The organism is Sphingobium sp. DC-2, assembly GCF_000722555.1.
In the GTDB taxonomy this organism is placed as follows: Bacteria; Pseudomonadota; Alphaproteobacteria; order Sphingomonadales; family Sphingomonadaceae; genus Sphingobium; species Sphingobium quisquiliarum.
This window is the reverse complement of the sequence record NZ_JNAC01000001.1, coordinates 53,954-69,181: the sequence shown is the minus strand read 5'-3', so window position 1 is coordinate 69,181 and position 15,228 is coordinate 53,954. Positions and strand designations below refer to the sequence as shown.

16 protein-coding genes are annotated in these 15,228 nt (G+C 63.3%); 8 read left to right on the top strand and 8 right to left on the bottom strand.

The window, feature by feature from the left end:
• Nucleotides 1-34: 34 nt before the first annotated feature.
• From ET21_RS0100350 to ET21_RS0100335, 4 genes are all read left to right on the top strand, one after another.
• Nucleotides 35-1,084: an efflux RND transporter periplasmic adaptor subunit gene (locus ET21_RS0100350; RefSeq protein WP_030090334.1), complete on the top strand. Its 1,050-nt coding sequence runs from the start codon at nucleotides 35-37 to the stop codon at nucleotides 1,082-1,084.
• A complete protein-coding gene (locus ET21_RS0100345) occupies nucleotides 1,081-4,287 on the top strand; it encodes an efflux RND transporter permease subunit (protein WP_030090335.1) in 3,207 nt (1,068 codons plus the stop codon). The genes ET21_RS0100350 and ET21_RS0100345 overlap by 4 nt, the downstream gene beginning before the upstream one ends.
• Nucleotides 4,284-4,607 (top strand): helix-turn-helix transcriptional regulator, encoded by a 324-nt coding sequence (locus ET21_RS0100340; protein WP_030090336.1) that lies wholly within the window; start codon nucleotides 4,284-4,286, stop codon nucleotides 4,605-4,607. Before ET21_RS0100345 ends, ET21_RS0100340 begins: the two co-directional genes overlap by 4 nt.
• Before the next feature lie 92 nt (nucleotides 4,608-4,699).
• Nucleotides 4,700-5,242, top strand: a complete 543-nt coding sequence (locus ET21_RS0100335; protein ID WP_231746296.1) for a DUF3365 domain-containing protein — start codon at nucleotides 4,700-4,702, stop codon at nucleotides 5,240-5,242.
• Between the two features lie 96 nt (nucleotides 5,243-5,338).
• Here the strand turns inward: ET21_RS0100335 and ET21_RS0100325 are convergent, their stop codons facing one another.
• The 6 genes from ET21_RS0100325 to ET21_RS0100300 form a co-directional block, all read right to left on the bottom strand.
• A complete protein-coding gene (locus ET21_RS0100325; protein ID WP_030090338.1) occupies nucleotides 5,339-5,887 on the bottom strand; it encodes a cytochrome b in 549 nt (182 codons plus the stop codon).
• Nucleotides 5,888-5,983: 96 nt separating this feature from the next.
• Nucleotides 5,984-6,289, bottom strand: coding sequence for an alkylphosphonate utilization protein (locus tag ET21_RS0100320; RefSeq protein WP_030090339.1), 306 nt, complete (start codon nucleotides 6,287-6,289; stop codon nucleotides 5,984-5,986).
• 28 nt (nucleotides 6,290-6,317) lie between these two features.
• On the bottom strand, nucleotides 6,318-7,010 hold the full coding sequence (locus ET21_RS0100315; protein ID WP_030090340.1) for a DUF1275 family protein: 693 nt from the start codon (nucleotides 7,008-7,010) through the stop codon (nucleotides 6,318-6,320).
• A gap of 9 nt (nucleotides 7,011-7,019) precedes the next feature.
• Complete coding sequence (gene bktB, locus ET21_RS0100310; RefSeq protein ID WP_030090341.1) at nucleotides 7,020-8,216, bottom strand: beta-ketothiolase BktB; 1,197 nt, start codon at nucleotides 8,214-8,216, stop codon at nucleotides 7,020-7,022.
• A 52-nt stretch (nucleotides 8,217-8,268) separates the two neighbouring features.
• The gene (locus tag ET21_RS0100305; protein ID WP_030538180.1) at nucleotides 8,269-9,945 is read right to left on the bottom strand and encodes a SulP family inorganic anion transporter; all 1,677 of its coding nucleotides are present in this window, start codon (nucleotides 9,943-9,945) and stop codon (nucleotides 8,269-8,271) included.
• Entirely contained in the window at nucleotides 9,942-10,256 is a 315-nt protein-coding gene (locus ET21_RS0100300; protein ID WP_030091389.1) for a helix-turn-helix domain-containing protein, read from the bottom strand. The genes ET21_RS0100305 and ET21_RS0100300 overlap by 4 nt, the downstream gene beginning before the upstream one ends.
• Before the next feature lie 408 nt (nucleotides 10,257-10,664).
• Between ET21_RS0100300 and ET21_RS0100295 the strand changes: the two genes are divergently transcribed.
• The 4 genes from ET21_RS0100295 to ET21_RS28715 all read left to right on the top strand — a co-directional run bounded on the left by ET21_RS0100295 (nucleotide 10,665) and on the right by ET21_RS28715 (nucleotide 14,136).
• On the top strand, nucleotides 10,665-12,242 hold the full coding sequence (locus ET21_RS0100295) for a phosphoenolpyruvate carboxykinase (protein ID WP_030091390.1): 1,578 nt from the start codon (nucleotides 10,665-10,667) through the stop codon (nucleotides 12,240-12,242).
• 46 nt (nucleotides 12,243-12,288) lie between these two features.
• Nucleotides 12,289-12,726: a DUF983 domain-containing protein gene (locus ET21_RS0100290; protein ID WP_051743820.1), complete on the top strand. Its 438-nt coding sequence runs from the start codon at nucleotides 12,289-12,291 to the stop codon at nucleotides 12,724-12,726.
• A 103-nt stretch (nucleotides 12,727-12,829) separates the two neighbouring features.
• On the top strand, nucleotides 12,830-14,005 hold the full coding sequence (gene zapE / locus ET21_RS0100285) for a cell division protein ZapE (protein WP_051743818.1): 1,176 nt from the start codon (nucleotides 12,830-12,832) through the stop codon (nucleotides 14,003-14,005).
• The gene (locus tag ET21_RS28715) at nucleotides 14,002-14,136 is read left to right on the top strand and encodes a hypothetical protein (RefSeq protein WP_255210268.1); all 135 of its coding nucleotides are present in this window, start codon (nucleotides 14,002-14,004) and stop codon (nucleotides 14,134-14,136) included. The genes zapE and ET21_RS28715 overlap by 4 nt, the downstream gene beginning before the upstream one ends.
• Before the next feature lie 102 nt (nucleotides 14,137-14,238).
• Here ET21_RS28715 and ET21_RS0100275 read toward each other — a convergent pair whose 3' ends face one another.
• Together ET21_RS0100275 and ET21_RS0100270 are read right to left on the bottom strand one after the other, a co-directional pair.
• A complete protein-coding gene (locus ET21_RS0100275) occupies nucleotides 14,239-14,655 on the bottom strand; it encodes a hypothetical protein (RefSeq protein ID WP_030091393.1) in 417 nt (138 codons plus the stop codon).
• A gap of 85 nt (nucleotides 14,656-14,740) precedes the next feature.
• Nucleotides 14,741-15,220, bottom strand: coding sequence for a Dps family protein (locus tag ET21_RS0100270; protein WP_021246237.1), 480 nt, complete (start codon nucleotides 15,218-15,220; stop codon nucleotides 14,741-14,743).
• Nucleotides 15,221-15,228 lie beyond the last annotated feature (8 nt).

The window sequence follows — 15,228 nt, the reverse complement described above, 5'->3', positions numbered from 1 at the left end:
TGAAAGAGAACCAAAAAAGAGGGGTATCGGCGGCATGATGAGCGGCAGGGGCAAGTGGCTCTGGTTGGCGGGCGCCGCGCTGGCGCTGTCGGCATGCGGGAGCAAGCCGGAGCAGGAGCAGGCGGCGGCGACGCTACCCGCCGGGGAAACTCTGCGGCTCGCCGCAACCGAAATCCCGGACATGAAGGTAGTCGGCGCGGAGATCGCCACGCGCGACCAGGCCGAAGTGCTCGCCCGCATCCCCGGCATCCTCACGTCGCTTTCCGTCCGTGCCGGCGACACGGTGCAAAAGGGCCAGCGGATCGGCATGATCGTCGATTCGCGGCTCGGCTATGAGACAAGCGCCTATGGCGCCCAGACCGCCGCCGCCCAGGCCGAAGCCGCGCGGACCAATGCCGATCTCGCCCGCATTCGCGATCTCTATGGCCAAGGCGTCTATGCCAAGGCGCGCCTGGATCAGGCCGTTGCGGCCGCGCGCGCGGCCGATGCGCAGGTTGCTGCCGCTCGGGCGCAGCAGGGCGCAAGCGTCAGCGTCGCGGGGCAGGGGGCGGTGATCGCCCCGGCGAGCGGTCGGGTGCTTCGCGCCGATATTCCCGCCGGATCACCGGTGGCGCCGGGCATGTCGATCGCGACGGTTACCGCGGGGCCGCCGGTGCTGCGGTTGATGCTGCCGGAGTCGGTTGCCGGACAGGTCCATCCCGGTGCGCGCGTGATCGTCAATGAAGCGGATATGCCGTCCGGGCAGCGCGAAGGCAGTGTGGCGCAGGTCTATCCCGCGATCACTGGCGGCCAGGTCCGCGTCGATGCGACTTTGCCTGGGCTTTCCACCCAATTCATCGGCCGCCGCGTGAGCGCGTCGGTCGAGATCGGCACGCGCAAGGCGCTGGTCGTGCCGCGCTCCTTCATCACCACGCGCTATGGCATGGATCAGGTGCAGATCGTCGCGGAAGGCAAGCGGCTCAGCATGGTGCCGGTCCAGATCGCGCCGACGGCCGATCCCGCCCTGGTCGAGATATTGAGCGGTGCGGCCGCCGGCGACGTGCTGTTCGCCCCCGGTAAGCCGGCCAAGGCTCCGCGGCCATGAATCTCGGTGTTTCCGGTCGCCTCACCAGGGCCACTATCGCTTCCCCCCTGACGCCGCTGTTTCTGCTGGCGGCGATCGCTGTCGGTCTGCTGGCTCTTCTTTCCATCCCAAGGGAGGAGGAACCGCAGATCAGCGTGCCGATGGTGGACATTCAGGTGATGGCGCCCGGCCTGTCCGCCGCCGATGCGACCGAGCTGGTGGGCATTCCGCTCGAAACCATCGTCAAGAGCGTCGACGGGGTGGAGCATGTCTATACCCAGGCGCAGGACGATGGCGTAATGGTGACGGCGCGCTTCCTCGTCGGGTCGAACCCGGAGGATGCAGCGATCCGCATCGAGGAGAAGCTGCGCGCCAATTGGGATCGTAAGCCGGTCGGCATCCCCGATCCCAAGGTGACGGTGCGCGGCATTAACGACGTTCCCGCTGTCGTCCTGACCCTTGCCCCCAAGCCCGGCGCGGCAGGGCAGTGGAACGATGCCAGCCTCTACGAACTCGCCGCGAAGCTGCGCACCGAGATCGCCAAGGTCGACAATGTCGGGATCAGCTTCCTCGTCGGTGGCCGCCCCGAGGAAATCCGCATTGCGCCCGATCCGGCCAGGCTCCGCCAGTATGGCGTGCCGCTGGGGAGCGTGATCGAGGCCGCGAGCCAGGCCAATCGGTCCTTTCCGCTGGGTAATATCCGCGAGGACGGCAAGGCGGTCGGCGTCACGGCGGGCCGCACCCTGTCATCGGCGCAGGAGGTCGGACTTCTGACCGTGCGCTCTGCCTCCGGCTCGCCCGTCTATCTGCGCGACGTTGCCAGCGTAACGCAGGGGCCGCGCGAGGATCAGGCGCGGGCGTGGCGCTGGGCGAAGGAGGAAAACGGCAAGTGGCATAGCGCCCCCGCCGTCAGCATCGCCTTCGCCAAGCGCGCCGGCGCCAATGCCGTGGTGGTGTCCGATGCGATCCTCGAGCGCGTCGAGAGCCTGAAAGGCAAGCTCATCCCCGATGACGTCACGGTCGCCGTCACCCGCAACTATGGCGAGACGGCGAACGAGAAGGCCAACGAGCTGCTGTTCCATCTGGCGCTGGCGACCGTCTCCATCGTCGTGTTGATCGGCTTCGCGATCGGGTGGCGCGAGGCGGGCGTGACCGCCGTGGTCATTCCGACGACGATCCTGCTGACCATGTTCGCCTCGAACCTCATGGGCTACACCATCAACCGCGTCAGCCTGTTCGCGCTGATCTTCTCGATCGGCATCCTCGTCGACGACGCGATCGTCATGATCGAGAATATCGCGCGCCATTGGGCGATGGACGATGACCGCAACCGTACCCAGGCCGCGATCGAGGCGGTGGCGGAGGTCGGCAATCCCACGGTGGTCGCGACATTGACCGTGGTTGCGGCGCTGCTGCCGATGCTGTTCGTTTCCGGCCTGATGGGCCCCTACATGGCTCCCATCCCGGTCAATGCGTCGGCGGCGATGATCTTTTCCTTCTTCGTCGCCGTGGTCATTGCGCCGTGGCTGATGATCCGTTTTGCCCGCAAGACGCTCGGCTCTGGCCACGGCCATGACGAGAGCGGCGGCAAGCTGGGGCAGCTCTATGCCCGTGTCGCGCATCGCGTCATCGATACGAAGAAGTCCGCCCGCAATTTCCTGATCGCGGTGGGCGTGGCGACACTGGTCGCCTGCTCGATGTTCTATTTCAAGGCCGTTACCGTGAAGCTGCTGCCCTTCGACAACAAGTCGGAGGTTCAGGTCGTGGTCGATATGCCCGAAGGCACCGCGCTCGAAAACACGGGCCGCGTGCTGGAAGATGTTGCCGGCGTGGTGCGAGGCTTGCCCGAAGCGACGGCGATGGAGGCCTATGTCGGCACATCGGCGCCGTTCAACTTCAACGGCCTTGTCCGCCATTATTTCCTGCGCTCGCAGCCCGAGCAGGGCGATGTGATGGTGACGCTGCTGCCCAAGGGGGATCGCAGCCGGTCCAGCCATCAGATTGCGCTCGACCTGCGCCAGCGGCTGAAGGCGCTGCGCTTGCCCAATGGCGCATCTATCAAGGTGGTCGAGACGCCTCCAGGACCGCCCGTCCTCGCGACCCTGCTGGCCGAGGTCTATGGCCCCGACGAAGTCACGCGCCAGAAGACAGCGTCCGAGCTGGAAAAGATCTTCAAGTCCGTCCCCTTCATCGTCGACGTGGACAACAGCTTCGGCGAGGCGCGCCCGAAGCTCCGCCTCGACGTGCAGCGCGACCGGCTCGATTATTACGGCCTTTCCCAGCGGCAGGTCGCCGACAGCATCGGTATGCTCATGGGGAGCCAGACTGTCGGCTACGCGCCGCGCGGCGATGGCCGCAGCCCACTACCGATTACAATCGCGCTGGAACAGAAGGACCGCAGCTGGACGCAAGCCTTGTCGAGTATGCCTGTCGCACAGACGCCGGGCGGCCAGCTCATCGACCTTGGCGCGGTGGTCGAAGCGCGCACCGAGACGGGGAGTCCTGCGATCTTCCGCCGTGACGGTCGATATGCCGACATGGTCACGGCCGAGCTGGCCGGAGCCTATGAAGCGCCGATCTACGGCATGATCGAAGTGAACCGCGCGGTCGATGCCTATGACTGGGCGGCCAAGGGCCTCCAGAAGCCGGAAATCCGTCTCAACGGTCAGCCCGAGGATGAGAGCGTGCCGTCCCTGCTCTGGGATGGCGAATGGGAGATCACCTGGGTCACGTTCCGCGACATGGGCGGCGCCTTCATGGTCGCGCTGCTGGCGATCTACATCATCGTCGTCGCGCAGTTCAAAAGCTTCCGCCTGCCGCTCGTGATCCTGACGCCGGTGCCGCTCACGCTGGTCGGGATCGTCATTGGCCACATGCTGTTCCGTGCACCGTTTACGGCAACCTCGATGATAGGGTTCATCGCGCTCGCCGGTATCATCGTGCGCAACTCGATCCTGCTGGTCGACTTCATCCGCCATTCGGCCACGCCGGACAAATCGCTGCGCGACGTGCTGCTGGAAGCCGGCACGATCCGGTTCAAGCCGATCGTTCTCACGGCCGCCGCGGCGATGATTGGCGCGGCCGTGATCCTGACCGATCCGATCTTTCAGGGTTTGGCGATCTCGCTGCTGTTCGGCCTTGCGTCCTCGACGCTGCTGACCGTGCTGGTTATTCCGGCCATTTACATCGTGCTTCGAGATGATGGGAAACCCGCGACCAGATGATGCCGCTTGAGACGCCCCTTGCACAACTCGCCGAGCACGCCGCCCATGCGGCGAGCGTGCTGAAGCTGCTGGCCAATGAACAGCGTCTGCTGATCCTGTGCCGGCTGACCCAGGGCGAATTCTCCGTCGGGGAGATGGTGGAGTTGTGCGGGCAATCGCAATCCAGCGTGTCCCAGCATCTGGGGAAATTGCGAGAAGGGGGTCTGGTCAAGACCCGGCGCGAGGCGACGACGATCTACTACAGCCTTGCTGACAGCGACGTCCGCAAGTTGATCGACATGCTCTGCGATCGCTTCGGTCCCGGTGCTGGACAATCCTGAGAAATCCGATGCGACGCGCCGTCCTTCCGCTCCTGTCCATGGTCTCTCTCGGGGCTTGCGCCTCGAATGAGCCGCCGTCGGATCCGGCGGTGATGGTGCAGGAGGCACAAGCGCGCTCCGATATCCTGGCCGACCGCTTCCAGAAGGAATTATTGAGCGCGCTGACCGCCGCGATGGCGGCGGATGGTCCGCAAGGCGCGATCAGCGTCTGTTCGAGCATAGCGCCCGCGCTCGCCGCGCAGATCTCCGAGGAAAGCGGAGCGACCGTCCGGCGCACGGCGCTGCGCACGCGTAATCCCGCTGCCAGTCCTGACGCTACCGAACGCCGCGTCATGGAGAGCTGGGCCGCCGCGCCGTTTGGCGTCGACGGCAAGCCCAGGCGCTGGTCGGCGTATGAGGGCGGGCAATATCGCTATATGCGCGCCATACCGACCATGCCCATGTGCCTCGCTTGCCATGGCGAGAATGTCGCCCCGGAGGTGATGGCGGCGATCCGCGCGCATTATCCCGCAGATCAGGCGACGGGTTTTGCTTCCGGCCAGCTTCGGGGCGCCTTTTCGATCCGGTGGGAGGAGGCAGCCCTGGCGCGTGCGATCAAAGGCGGGGAGGGCGCGCAGCGAGGTCTGCACCCATGACGATCTTGCGCGCGCTTGCGCTGGCCCGATTTTACAGCGCTGCGGCAGCTGTCGCCTACCGCTCAGCGGCGCCGTGATCGCCAGAGTGCTTTGCCATCAGGTTCGGCCCGGCAGCATTCGGCGCAAGGTATCATCCTTGACGATGTAATGATGGAAGAGAGCGGCAAGGGCGTGAAAGCCGATCAGGAAATATCCGATGGTCCCGACTGTCTCGTGCCAATCCTTCATCTGTCCCGCCAGGGCTTTGCTCTGGCCGACAAGAGCCGGCAGTTCCAGACCGAAGAATGGAATCGGCTTGCCCGACGCACTCAGGATCACCCAGCCCGCCAAGGGCATCGCCAGCATGAACGCGTAGAGTGCGAGATGCGTCGCATTGGCTAAAAGCGTCTGCCATGACGGCGGTTCCGGCGTGATCGGGGGGGTGCGCTGGCTGAGGCGTGCCAGCAGGCGGATGATCGCCAGCGCCAGAACGGTGAGTCCGAGTATGAAATGCCAGGTTTTCAGCCCCTCGCGGATGTCGGTTCCCTTGGGATAGTTCTCCCGCAGGAGAATGGTAGCGTAAACGACCGAGATCAGCAGCACCATGAGCCAGTGCAGAGTGATCGACAGGGAAGAGAAGCGGTTACGGATATCGGTTGTACTCATGGCGAACCTCCCATCAATTTTCATATTGCCAGCGAGATGAGAAAAATGCCTTGATCCTTCTCAAGAAGCTTTGCGCCGAACAACCGCAATAACCGGTCAGCTGCGCTTGCGGACAAATTCCGCACGAAGCACCAAACCTTTGATGCCTTCATACCGGCAGTCGATTTCCTGCGGGTCATCCGTGAGGCGGATCGACTTTATCAGCGTTCCCCGCCTCAGAGTCTGGCCGGCGCCCTTGACGACCAGATCCTTGATCAACGTGACCTGGTCGCCGTCGGCAAGCAGGTTGCCCACGGCATCGCGGACTTCGATCCGGTCCGCGGTGGCGCGCCGTTCCTTCAGTTCGGATGCAGCCATCCATTCACCGGATTCTTCATCGTAGACATATTCATCTTCGCTCATGGAGTTCTCCATCGGTCAGGAATGTGCGTCAGGCACCGAACAGATCGCGTTCAATCAGCCAGGCGCGCATTGCCAGCAATGCGGCGACGAGGGCAGCCACGGCAAAGGCTCTGGCGTCGAGCGTGATCCACGCAACAGCGCCTGCAAGCCCGCCAATAAGGAAGACCAGCCAAAAGGATGCATGCAAGCCAAGCTGGCGATAGTTCGCGTGATGCCGTCCGCCGGCCAATGCCTCCCCGAACCGCACGACCTGCGTGGAGGGCGAAATAGCCTCCTGCAGGTCGGGATCATCCCTCTCAAAAGTGCAATGAGCACTACCCATGGCCATCGCGATCAGCACGGCCGGGATGATCGCCAGATGCGAGAGGAATGTCAGATAGGCGGCGGCCAACGCGATTGCGGTACAAACGAGCGCGATTGTGCGCCGGTACCGGCCTAGCCAGTGCGTAATCAAGGTCGTGAGGACCACACCCCCCACGAAGCTGAAGATCATTCCGCCCACAAATTTCGTGATACCAAAGCCACCGGGAAGGCTCGTGCCCAGAACAGTGGCGTTGGCCTCGGGCGAGGCAAGGAAGACGTGCCCGAATGCCAGAAAGCCGGCTGCATTGATCGCGCCGGCAAGGGCCGCCAGCATGGCGGCCAGTTGGACCAGCGCGCGCTGCGCTCTGCCGATATCCAGGGAGCTGGGCCGTCTGCCTGTCCGATCCGGTTCGCTCATGCTCGCCTCTTACGCATCCTGGCTCGGCAATCGCTCGATCACGAGTGCAATGCCTTGTCCGCCGCCAATGCACATGGTCACAAGCCCGTAGCGGCCGCCAATACGCTCGAGCTCGTAAAGCGCCTTGATGGTGATGATGGCGCCGGTTGCCCCGACGGGATGCCCAAGTCCAATGCCGCTGCCATTGGGATTGACCTTCTCGGGCGGGAAATCGAGCAGTTTGGCGACCGCGCAAGCCTGCGCGGCAAAAGCCTCGTTCGCCTCGATCACGTCGATGTCGTCAAGCGATAGTCCGGCCCGCTTGAGGGCGATGGGCACGGCTTCGACGGGACCGAGCCCCATCACTTCGGGGGCAACACCGGCATGTCCCCAGCTTACAACCCTGGCGCGGGGTGTCAGGCCGTGTCTCTCGGCGGCGGCGGCGGAAGCCAGCACCAGAGCCGCGCCAGCGTCGTTGATGCCGCTGGCGTTGCCCGCCGTTACGGTCCCGCCATCCTTGCGGAAGATGGGCGTGAGTGCGCCGAGGCCTTCGCTGGAAACGTCGGTGCGCACATGCTCGTCGGCCTCGAACATAAAGGTGCCGCTACGGCCCTTGACCTCGACGGAAACGATCTGCTCGCGAAAACGGTCTTCCTGCTGTGCTCTTGCTGCCCGGCGATGGCTTTCGGCCGCCAGCGCGTCCTGCTCGGCCCGGGTGATGCCATGACGTTCGGCAACGTTCTCGGCAGTGACCCCCATGTGACCTGCACCGAACGGATCGCTCAGCGTCGCGTTCATCGCGTCGATCATCATTTCATCGCCCATCCTGCGCCCCCAGCGCAGGCCCTTGAGAACGTGTGGGGATTGGCTCATGCTCTCGACACCGCCAGCAACGGCGATGTCACACTCGGCCAATGCGATCATTTGGGCGGCGGAAATAATCGCCTGCACACTCGATCCGCAAAGGCGGTTCAGGGTGAGCGCCGGGGTCCGATCGGGAATCCCCGCCGCGATAGCGGCAATTCGCGAGACATATGCATCGCTGGGTTCGCTTTGAATGACCTGGCCAAGGACAACATGCTCGACATGGCCTGGTTCGATTCCGGCCCGCTTGATGGCTTCGGCAATGACGATGCGGCCAAGCTCCCACGGCGCGACGTCCTTAAGGCTGCCTCCAAAATCCCCGATAGCGGTGCGCACACCCGACAGGATCACGACGTCGTTCAAATTTCCTTCCTTTCGACAATATGTTCGCCCGAACCGCAGCAGGGTGCGCCGATCAGTGCGGCTGAGTTTTGGGCGCTTCGAGCAAGCTGACCGCGAGCGACTGGGCGCTGGCGAAGTCCGCGGCATAGAAAAGCTTGTCCGAACCAGCTTCCAGGTGAACGCGCGCAAGCATCGACTTCGGTTGCGGCTGCACGCCGGACAACACGACCGTTGCGCCGGCGACGCGCGCTTGTTCGATGAACTGTTCGAGCGCCTGGACGCCGCTTGCATCGAGCAGGGGAACGAGCCGCATGCGCAGGATGATGACTTTGGGCGACTGACCGACGCGGCGCAGCGTATCGAGCAGTTCGCCTGCTACGCCGAAGAAGAACGGGCCGGTGATCCGGAACACCTCGACACCCTCCGGCAACGCGTCGCGCTGGTGAACGTCTTCGGAATCGAGATCGATGTCCTGCCGGCCGCTGCTGTCGACCTCGACAGCCTCGCTCATGCGGGCCATGAAGAGGAGCGAGGCCAGAGTTACGCCGACGCCGATTGCGACGGTGAGATCCACCAGTACCGTCAGGCCGAATGTCAGTAGCAGCACGGCCCGGTCGCTGTTGGGCATGTGCAGCAAGGCAATGAACCGCTCATATTCACTCATGCCCCAGGCGACCATGAACAGGATCGCGGCAAGCGCGGCCATGGGTACGAATGCCATCAGGTCCGTGGCGAACAGGATGAACAGAAGAAGGAACACGGCATGCATGATTCCGGCAACCGGGGTTCTGGCCCCGGAGCGGATATTGGTGGCGGTACGCGCAATCGCGCCCGTCGCGGGTAGCCCACCGAACAGGGCGGATCCGATATTGGCGACGCCCTGGCCGATCAATTCCTGGTTGGAGCGATGCCGCGTTCCGGCCATGCCATCGGCGACGACGGCCGACAGCAGGGCTTCGATGCCGGCGAGAAATGCAATGGTGAATGCCGAAGGCATCACCGCATTGATCTTGGCGAAGGTGAATTCCGGCAGGGACGACATCGGCAGGCCGGAAGGAATGTCCGGGAAGCGGGAGCCGATAGTGTCGACCGGGAGCTTGAGCAGAGCGACGGCGAGGGAACTTACCACGACCGCGATCAGGAACCCGGGCAGTCTGGGCGCGAGTTTGCGCAGCACGATGATGGTCGCAAGTGCTCCGACCCCGACGCCTAGAGTTGCCCAACTGGTGCTCGGCAGAGCGGCGAGATAGGACTGCCATTTGGGCAGGAACTCAGCCGGGACCTCGGTCATCGAGAGCCCGAGGAAGTCCTTCACCTGACTCGAGGCAATGATAACGGCGATCCCCGCGGTGAATCCGGTGACGACCGGATGGGGGATGAATTTGATCATCTGCCCGAGGCGAAACGCACCGGCGGCAATGAGGATGATGCCTGCCAGGAGCGTCGCGATCAGCAGCCCATCATAGCCGTGCTGGGCGATAACATTGAAAATGACGACGACAAAGGCGCCCGTGGGTCCGCCGACCTGGACCCGCGATCCGCCGAGCGCGGAAATCAGGAACCCCGCCACCACGGCCGTGACAAGCCCCTTGTCGGGAGAAGCGCCGCTGGCGATGCCCAGGGCCATGGCAAGAGGCAGCGCGACGATCGCGACCGTCAGGCCCGCTATGGCGTCGGCGCGGAAGGTCTGAGCGGTGTACCCTTCGCGCAAGGTCGTGATGAGCTTGGGCGTATAGGCTTTCGCGCTCACCTGACCGGTTCCTCCGCCTTGTCATAGAGAAGCGACTGCCCCTGGCCGCCGGACTTTCCCGCGGTCGTTTCGCGCAGACGCACACCGCGGCCCACGCCCGTGCTGGGCGCATTCTCGCCCAGCAGTTCGATGCCTGCGCCTTCCAGCGCGGTGATCACCTTGACCAGCGTGTCGACCACACCGCGCACTTGGCCATCGGATGATTCCATGCGCTGGATGGTCGGCAGGGAGAGGCCGGCCAGCGCGGCGAGCTGGCGTTGATCAAGTCCGAGGAGGGCGCGCGCGGCGCGCATTTGCTGCGACGTGATCATGTTGGCTCCATGATGTTTAATACATCAAATATCACTCTTAACAAATTAGGAGGGAGTTGTATATGTGCATTGTACCGGATAATCGATCACACGCGCTTTGTCGGGGTGAGGTATTTCCGCGTCTGAGAAAGCCGATGGTCTTGAGGGCTGCGACCTTCGAGCCTCCAGATCGGAGATGAGCAAATGATCGTGGAGAAAAAGCACCGCCGCAAAGGTGCAGGTCGACAGGCGCCGCCATCGGATGCCCCGGCGGCGGCGAGTCCGGTGTCGCAACCCGATCGTCTTCGGCGCCCGAAGCTCAGGCTGAAACTTCCCGTCGGAACAGGTTCGGGCGACGCCCGATCCGCCTGCTTCCTTCCAACCCGATCCGAAAGGCCACACAGCAAAATCACGCAGATCCCCGCAGCTTTGGACATCACGGTCAAATCCGGTGGGACGCTTCACGAAAATCTCGATACGCCCGAACTCGTCGAGATCGCCTTGCGGCGCGGTGAAGGCCGCCTGTCCGAGCATGGCGCCTTCGTGGTTGAAACCGGAAAACATACCGGCCGTTCGGCCCAGGACAAATTCATCGTCCGTGATGAGGTCACCAGGGATGATGTCTGGTGGGGGGCTTCCAACAAGCCGATGTCGGAAGAAGCCTTCGCCAATCTGCGCGAGGATTTCCTCAAGCATCTTGCCGCACTCGACGACGTCTTCGTCCAGGATCTGTTCGGCGGCTCGCAGCCGGAATTCCGTGTCGGAGTCCGGGTCGTCACGGAACTGGCCTGGCACTCGCATTTCGTGCGCACCATGCTGGTTAGGCCGACGGCGGATGAACTCACGCATTTCACGGCGGATTACACCATCATCGACTTGCCCGGCTTCCGCGCCGATCCCGAACGCCATGGCTGCCGGTCGGAAACCATCATCGCGATCGATTTCACCCACCGGCTGATCCTGATCGGCGGCACCGGCTATGCCGGCGAGATGAAGAAGGCGGTGTTCTCGGTGCTGAACTATGTGCTGCCGCAAAAGGGCGTCATGCCGATGCATTGTTCGGCGAACATCGGTCCCGATGGCGACACCGCGATCTTCTTCGGCCTCTCGGGCACCGGCAAGACCACTTTGTCCGCTGATGTTTCGCGCACGCTGATCGGCGACGACGAGCATGGCTGGTCGGACAGCGCCGTCTTCAATTTCGAAGGCGGCTGCTACGCCAAGATGATCCGTCTCTCGGCCGAGGCGGAGCCTGAAATCCATGCGACCACCCGCCGCTTCGGTACGATCCTCGAGAATGTCGTCATGGATCCGGAAACCCGCGCACTCGACCTCGACGACGCCTCGCTCGCCGAGAACAGCAGGGGCGCCTATCCGATCCACTTCATCCCCAATGCCTCCGCCGAGAACATGGGGCCGGTGCCGAAGAACATCATCATGCTGACGGCCGATGCCTTCGGCGTGCTCCCGCCCATCGCGAAGCTAACGCCCGAACAGGCGATGTATCATTTCCTGTCCGGCTACACAGCCAAGGTCGCGGGCACCGAACTCGGTGTCACCGAACCCGAAGCGACGTTCTCGACCTGCTTTGGCGCGCCGTTCATGCCGCGGCATCCCAGCGTCTACGGCAATCTGCTTCGCAAGCGTATCGCCGCGGGGAATGTCGATTGCTGGCTGGTCAACACCGGCTGGACCGGCGGCCAATATGGAACGGGATCGCGGATGCCGATCAAGGTGACGCGCGCACTGCTCAATGCTGCGCTTTCCGGGACTCTCGAAGGCGCACAGTTCCGCACCGATCCCAACTTCGGCTTCGTGGTCCCCGTTGCTGTAGAGGGTGTGGATTCGAGTATTCTCGACCCGCGTTCCACCTGGGCTGATGGGGCCGCCTATGACGGCACGGCGCGTTCCCTGGTCGACCGCTTCAAGCGCAACTTCACGCAGTTTGTCGCTCATGTCGACGAAAGCATCCGCGCGGCGGCCCCTCCCGGATGGTTCGATGCCTGACCTCATCCGGTTCCCCTTTGACAAGTTTCACGAAAAGCCAGAATCCATGCCCGCTCATGAACAGGGATCGGTAACCGGCAAGCTTGTCTTGCCGGTCACAGGTTGGGCCGCGATCCTGCGCGGGTTGCGCGGGCGATGCCCCCGGTGCGGCGAGGCGCGCCTGTTCATGCGGTTCCTGAAACCGATCCCTCATTGCCCGCAATGCGGCCAGGACTGGACGCATCAGCAAGCTGATGATTTCCCGGCCTATGTCTCGATCTTCGTGACGGGGCATCTGATGGCGCCGCTCATTATCGCCGTGACCAGTCGCGCGGAAATGTCCGTGCCGATGTTGATGGCGATCCTGCTTCCGTTGGCGTTGCTCCTGATGGTCGGGCTGCTTCAGCCCGCCAAGGGAGCCATCATTGCCTTGCAGTGGTGGTTCGGCATGCATGGGTTTCGCAGGGAACGCCCGGGAGCAATTCCGGACGACGCCGATACATGATCTTCAGCTTCGGCCGTGGCCAGTCTCGAGATTGACCAGGGTATGAGGCTGTCGGGCCGATGCGCGACTTCTCAAATTCAACTTTTTGCCGGAGAACTTTGTCTTGCCTCAGAGCAAAGTCCTGACGCGTTACGTGAACGCCATTTCAACGGGTCAGCTGCGCCCTGACGACGCCCAGCGGCAGGTCGCTCTGCGTTTCGGCAAGGCGGTTGCGGAATTGGAAGCACAGGCGCGCCGTCAGGGCCTCCTGTCGCGTTTCGTCAGGCGCAAACCCGATCCCGTGCGGGGAGTCTATCTCTGGGGAGGGGTCGGCCGCGGCAAATCGATGCTGATGGATCTCTTCTTCGACTGCGTCGAGATCGCCGGGAAACGGCGCGTCCACTTCCACGAGTTCATGCAGGAGGTGCATGACCGGCTACGCTCCGAACGCGCCAAGGAGACCGGCGATCCGATATTGCCGGTCGCCGATGCCATCGCGGCCGAAGCGCGGCTGATCGCCTTCGACGAAATGATCGTAACCAATTCGGCTGACGCGATGATCCTGTCGAGGCTGTTTACCCGGATCATCGGACATGGCGTTACCGTGGTCGCTACATCCAACCGGCCGCCTCAGGACCTCTACAAGAACGGCCTCAACCGCGAACATTTTCTGCCATTCATCGCGCTCCTCAAGGATCGGCTCGATGTGCTCACCCTGGATGGGCCGACTGACTATCGCATGCAGCGCCTTGGAGGGTTCCAGACCTGGCACGTGCCCAATGGCGATGCGGCGACGGAAGCCCTGAGCCGGGCGTTCTTCCGGTTGACCGATTTTCCGGTCGAGGACCGGGAGCATGTTCCCTCCGAAACACTGGCAATCAAGGGCGGACGAGAACTGTTCGTGCCCAAGTCGCTGAAAGGCGTGGCCGTCTTCTCATTCAAGCGGCTATGCGGCGAACCGCGCGGCATTCCCGATTATCTTGCATTGGCCTACCGCTATCACACCGTGATCCTGGTCGGGATCCCCGTTCTCGACGCAAACCGGAAATCGGAAGCGGCGCGATTCAAGACACTGATCGACGCCTTCTATGAAAATGGCGTCAAGCTGCTGGCTTCCGCCGATCGCGAACCCGACGCGCTGTATTGCGCGGCAGACGACGCCTTCGAGTTCGAGCGGACGATCTCGCGCCTCAACGAAATGGGATCGCAGGACTATCTCGCCCGCGGTCATGGAGTGAGCGACGAGGTCGCGCTCGCCGAGGTTCAGCGTCCATCGAGAACACAAAGGCTTATGGAATGATTCCGAAACCGGATCTCAAGCCGGCAGTCCGAAACAGCGATGTCTATCTGAACAGACGTGATGTGTGCCTCGCCGAGGCGAAGGAAATGTACGAGAAAGCGCAGCTGTTCGAGGAACGCCAAAGGCGCTGACGCCGACAGGTCATGCCTCGCGCCCTCTGTCGATGCCATCCACCGTCGATTACGGATCCCAAAAGCAGCCTGTGCCTGAGTGATCGCGATTGAGGGAGGCCGTCACGAACGGCGATCGCGTTCCCGCTCCAGGCATTGCCTGAAAGCTGGAAGGTGGCGCTCGCGCGAGGCGGCCTGCAGGTTTTCCATCACCTGGCGCGCCGCGGGGTCGTCGACCATCGGGATCAGCCGGTCGTAAAGCGCGATATTCTCGATCTCGCCCTGGACCGCGCTTTCGCAAGCCTGCGCGAGAGAAGCTGGTGCCGCCACTTTCCCCGTCCATGGATCGGGCGGTACGTCGATGCCCAGCCGGGCAAGCTGGCGCTCAAGTGCGGCGGCATGGCGCTGTTCGGCCTCTATGATGTTGGAAAAGGGCCGGACAGGGCCGAACTTTTCGATCACGGCGGCATAGGTCGCCTCCGCCTTCCGCTCGTCTTCGAGCGCATCGAGGAGGATGTTTGCCAGCTTTGACGTAGCCAAGGTCTCGTCCTTTCAATGGCGGCAGTTCGCTAACGGCCCCGGCCTCGCAGAGATTGCGCGGCCGGGGCCAGTCGTTGAGCGTGTCTTACTCTTCGAGCAGGGCGCGCAGCATCCATGCGGCCTGCTCATGCACGCCGATCCGTTGGGTGAGCAGGTCCGCGGTCGGCTCGTCGCTCGCCTTCTCGACCAGAGGGAACAGCGTGCGCGCCGTGCGGGCGGCCGCTTCATGCCCCTTGGCGAGGATGTCGACCATGTCGAGCGCCTTCGGCGGCACTTCCGGCGCGTCGGGCAGGGAACTGAGTTTGGCGAACTGCGCGTAGGAACCGGGTGCGGGCTGTCCGAGCGAGCGGATGCGTTCGGCGATCGGGTCGATCGCGTTCCACAACTCGGTATATTGCGTCATGAACATGGCATGGAGGCTGTTGAACATCGGCCCGGTCACGTTCCAGTGAAAGTTGTGCGAGGTCAGATAGAGAGTGTAGGTGTCCGCCAGGAGGCGGCTCAGGCCTTCGCAAATCGCAACCCGATCTTCCTCGCCGATTCCAATATTCACTTGTCTGGTCATGGTCTTCT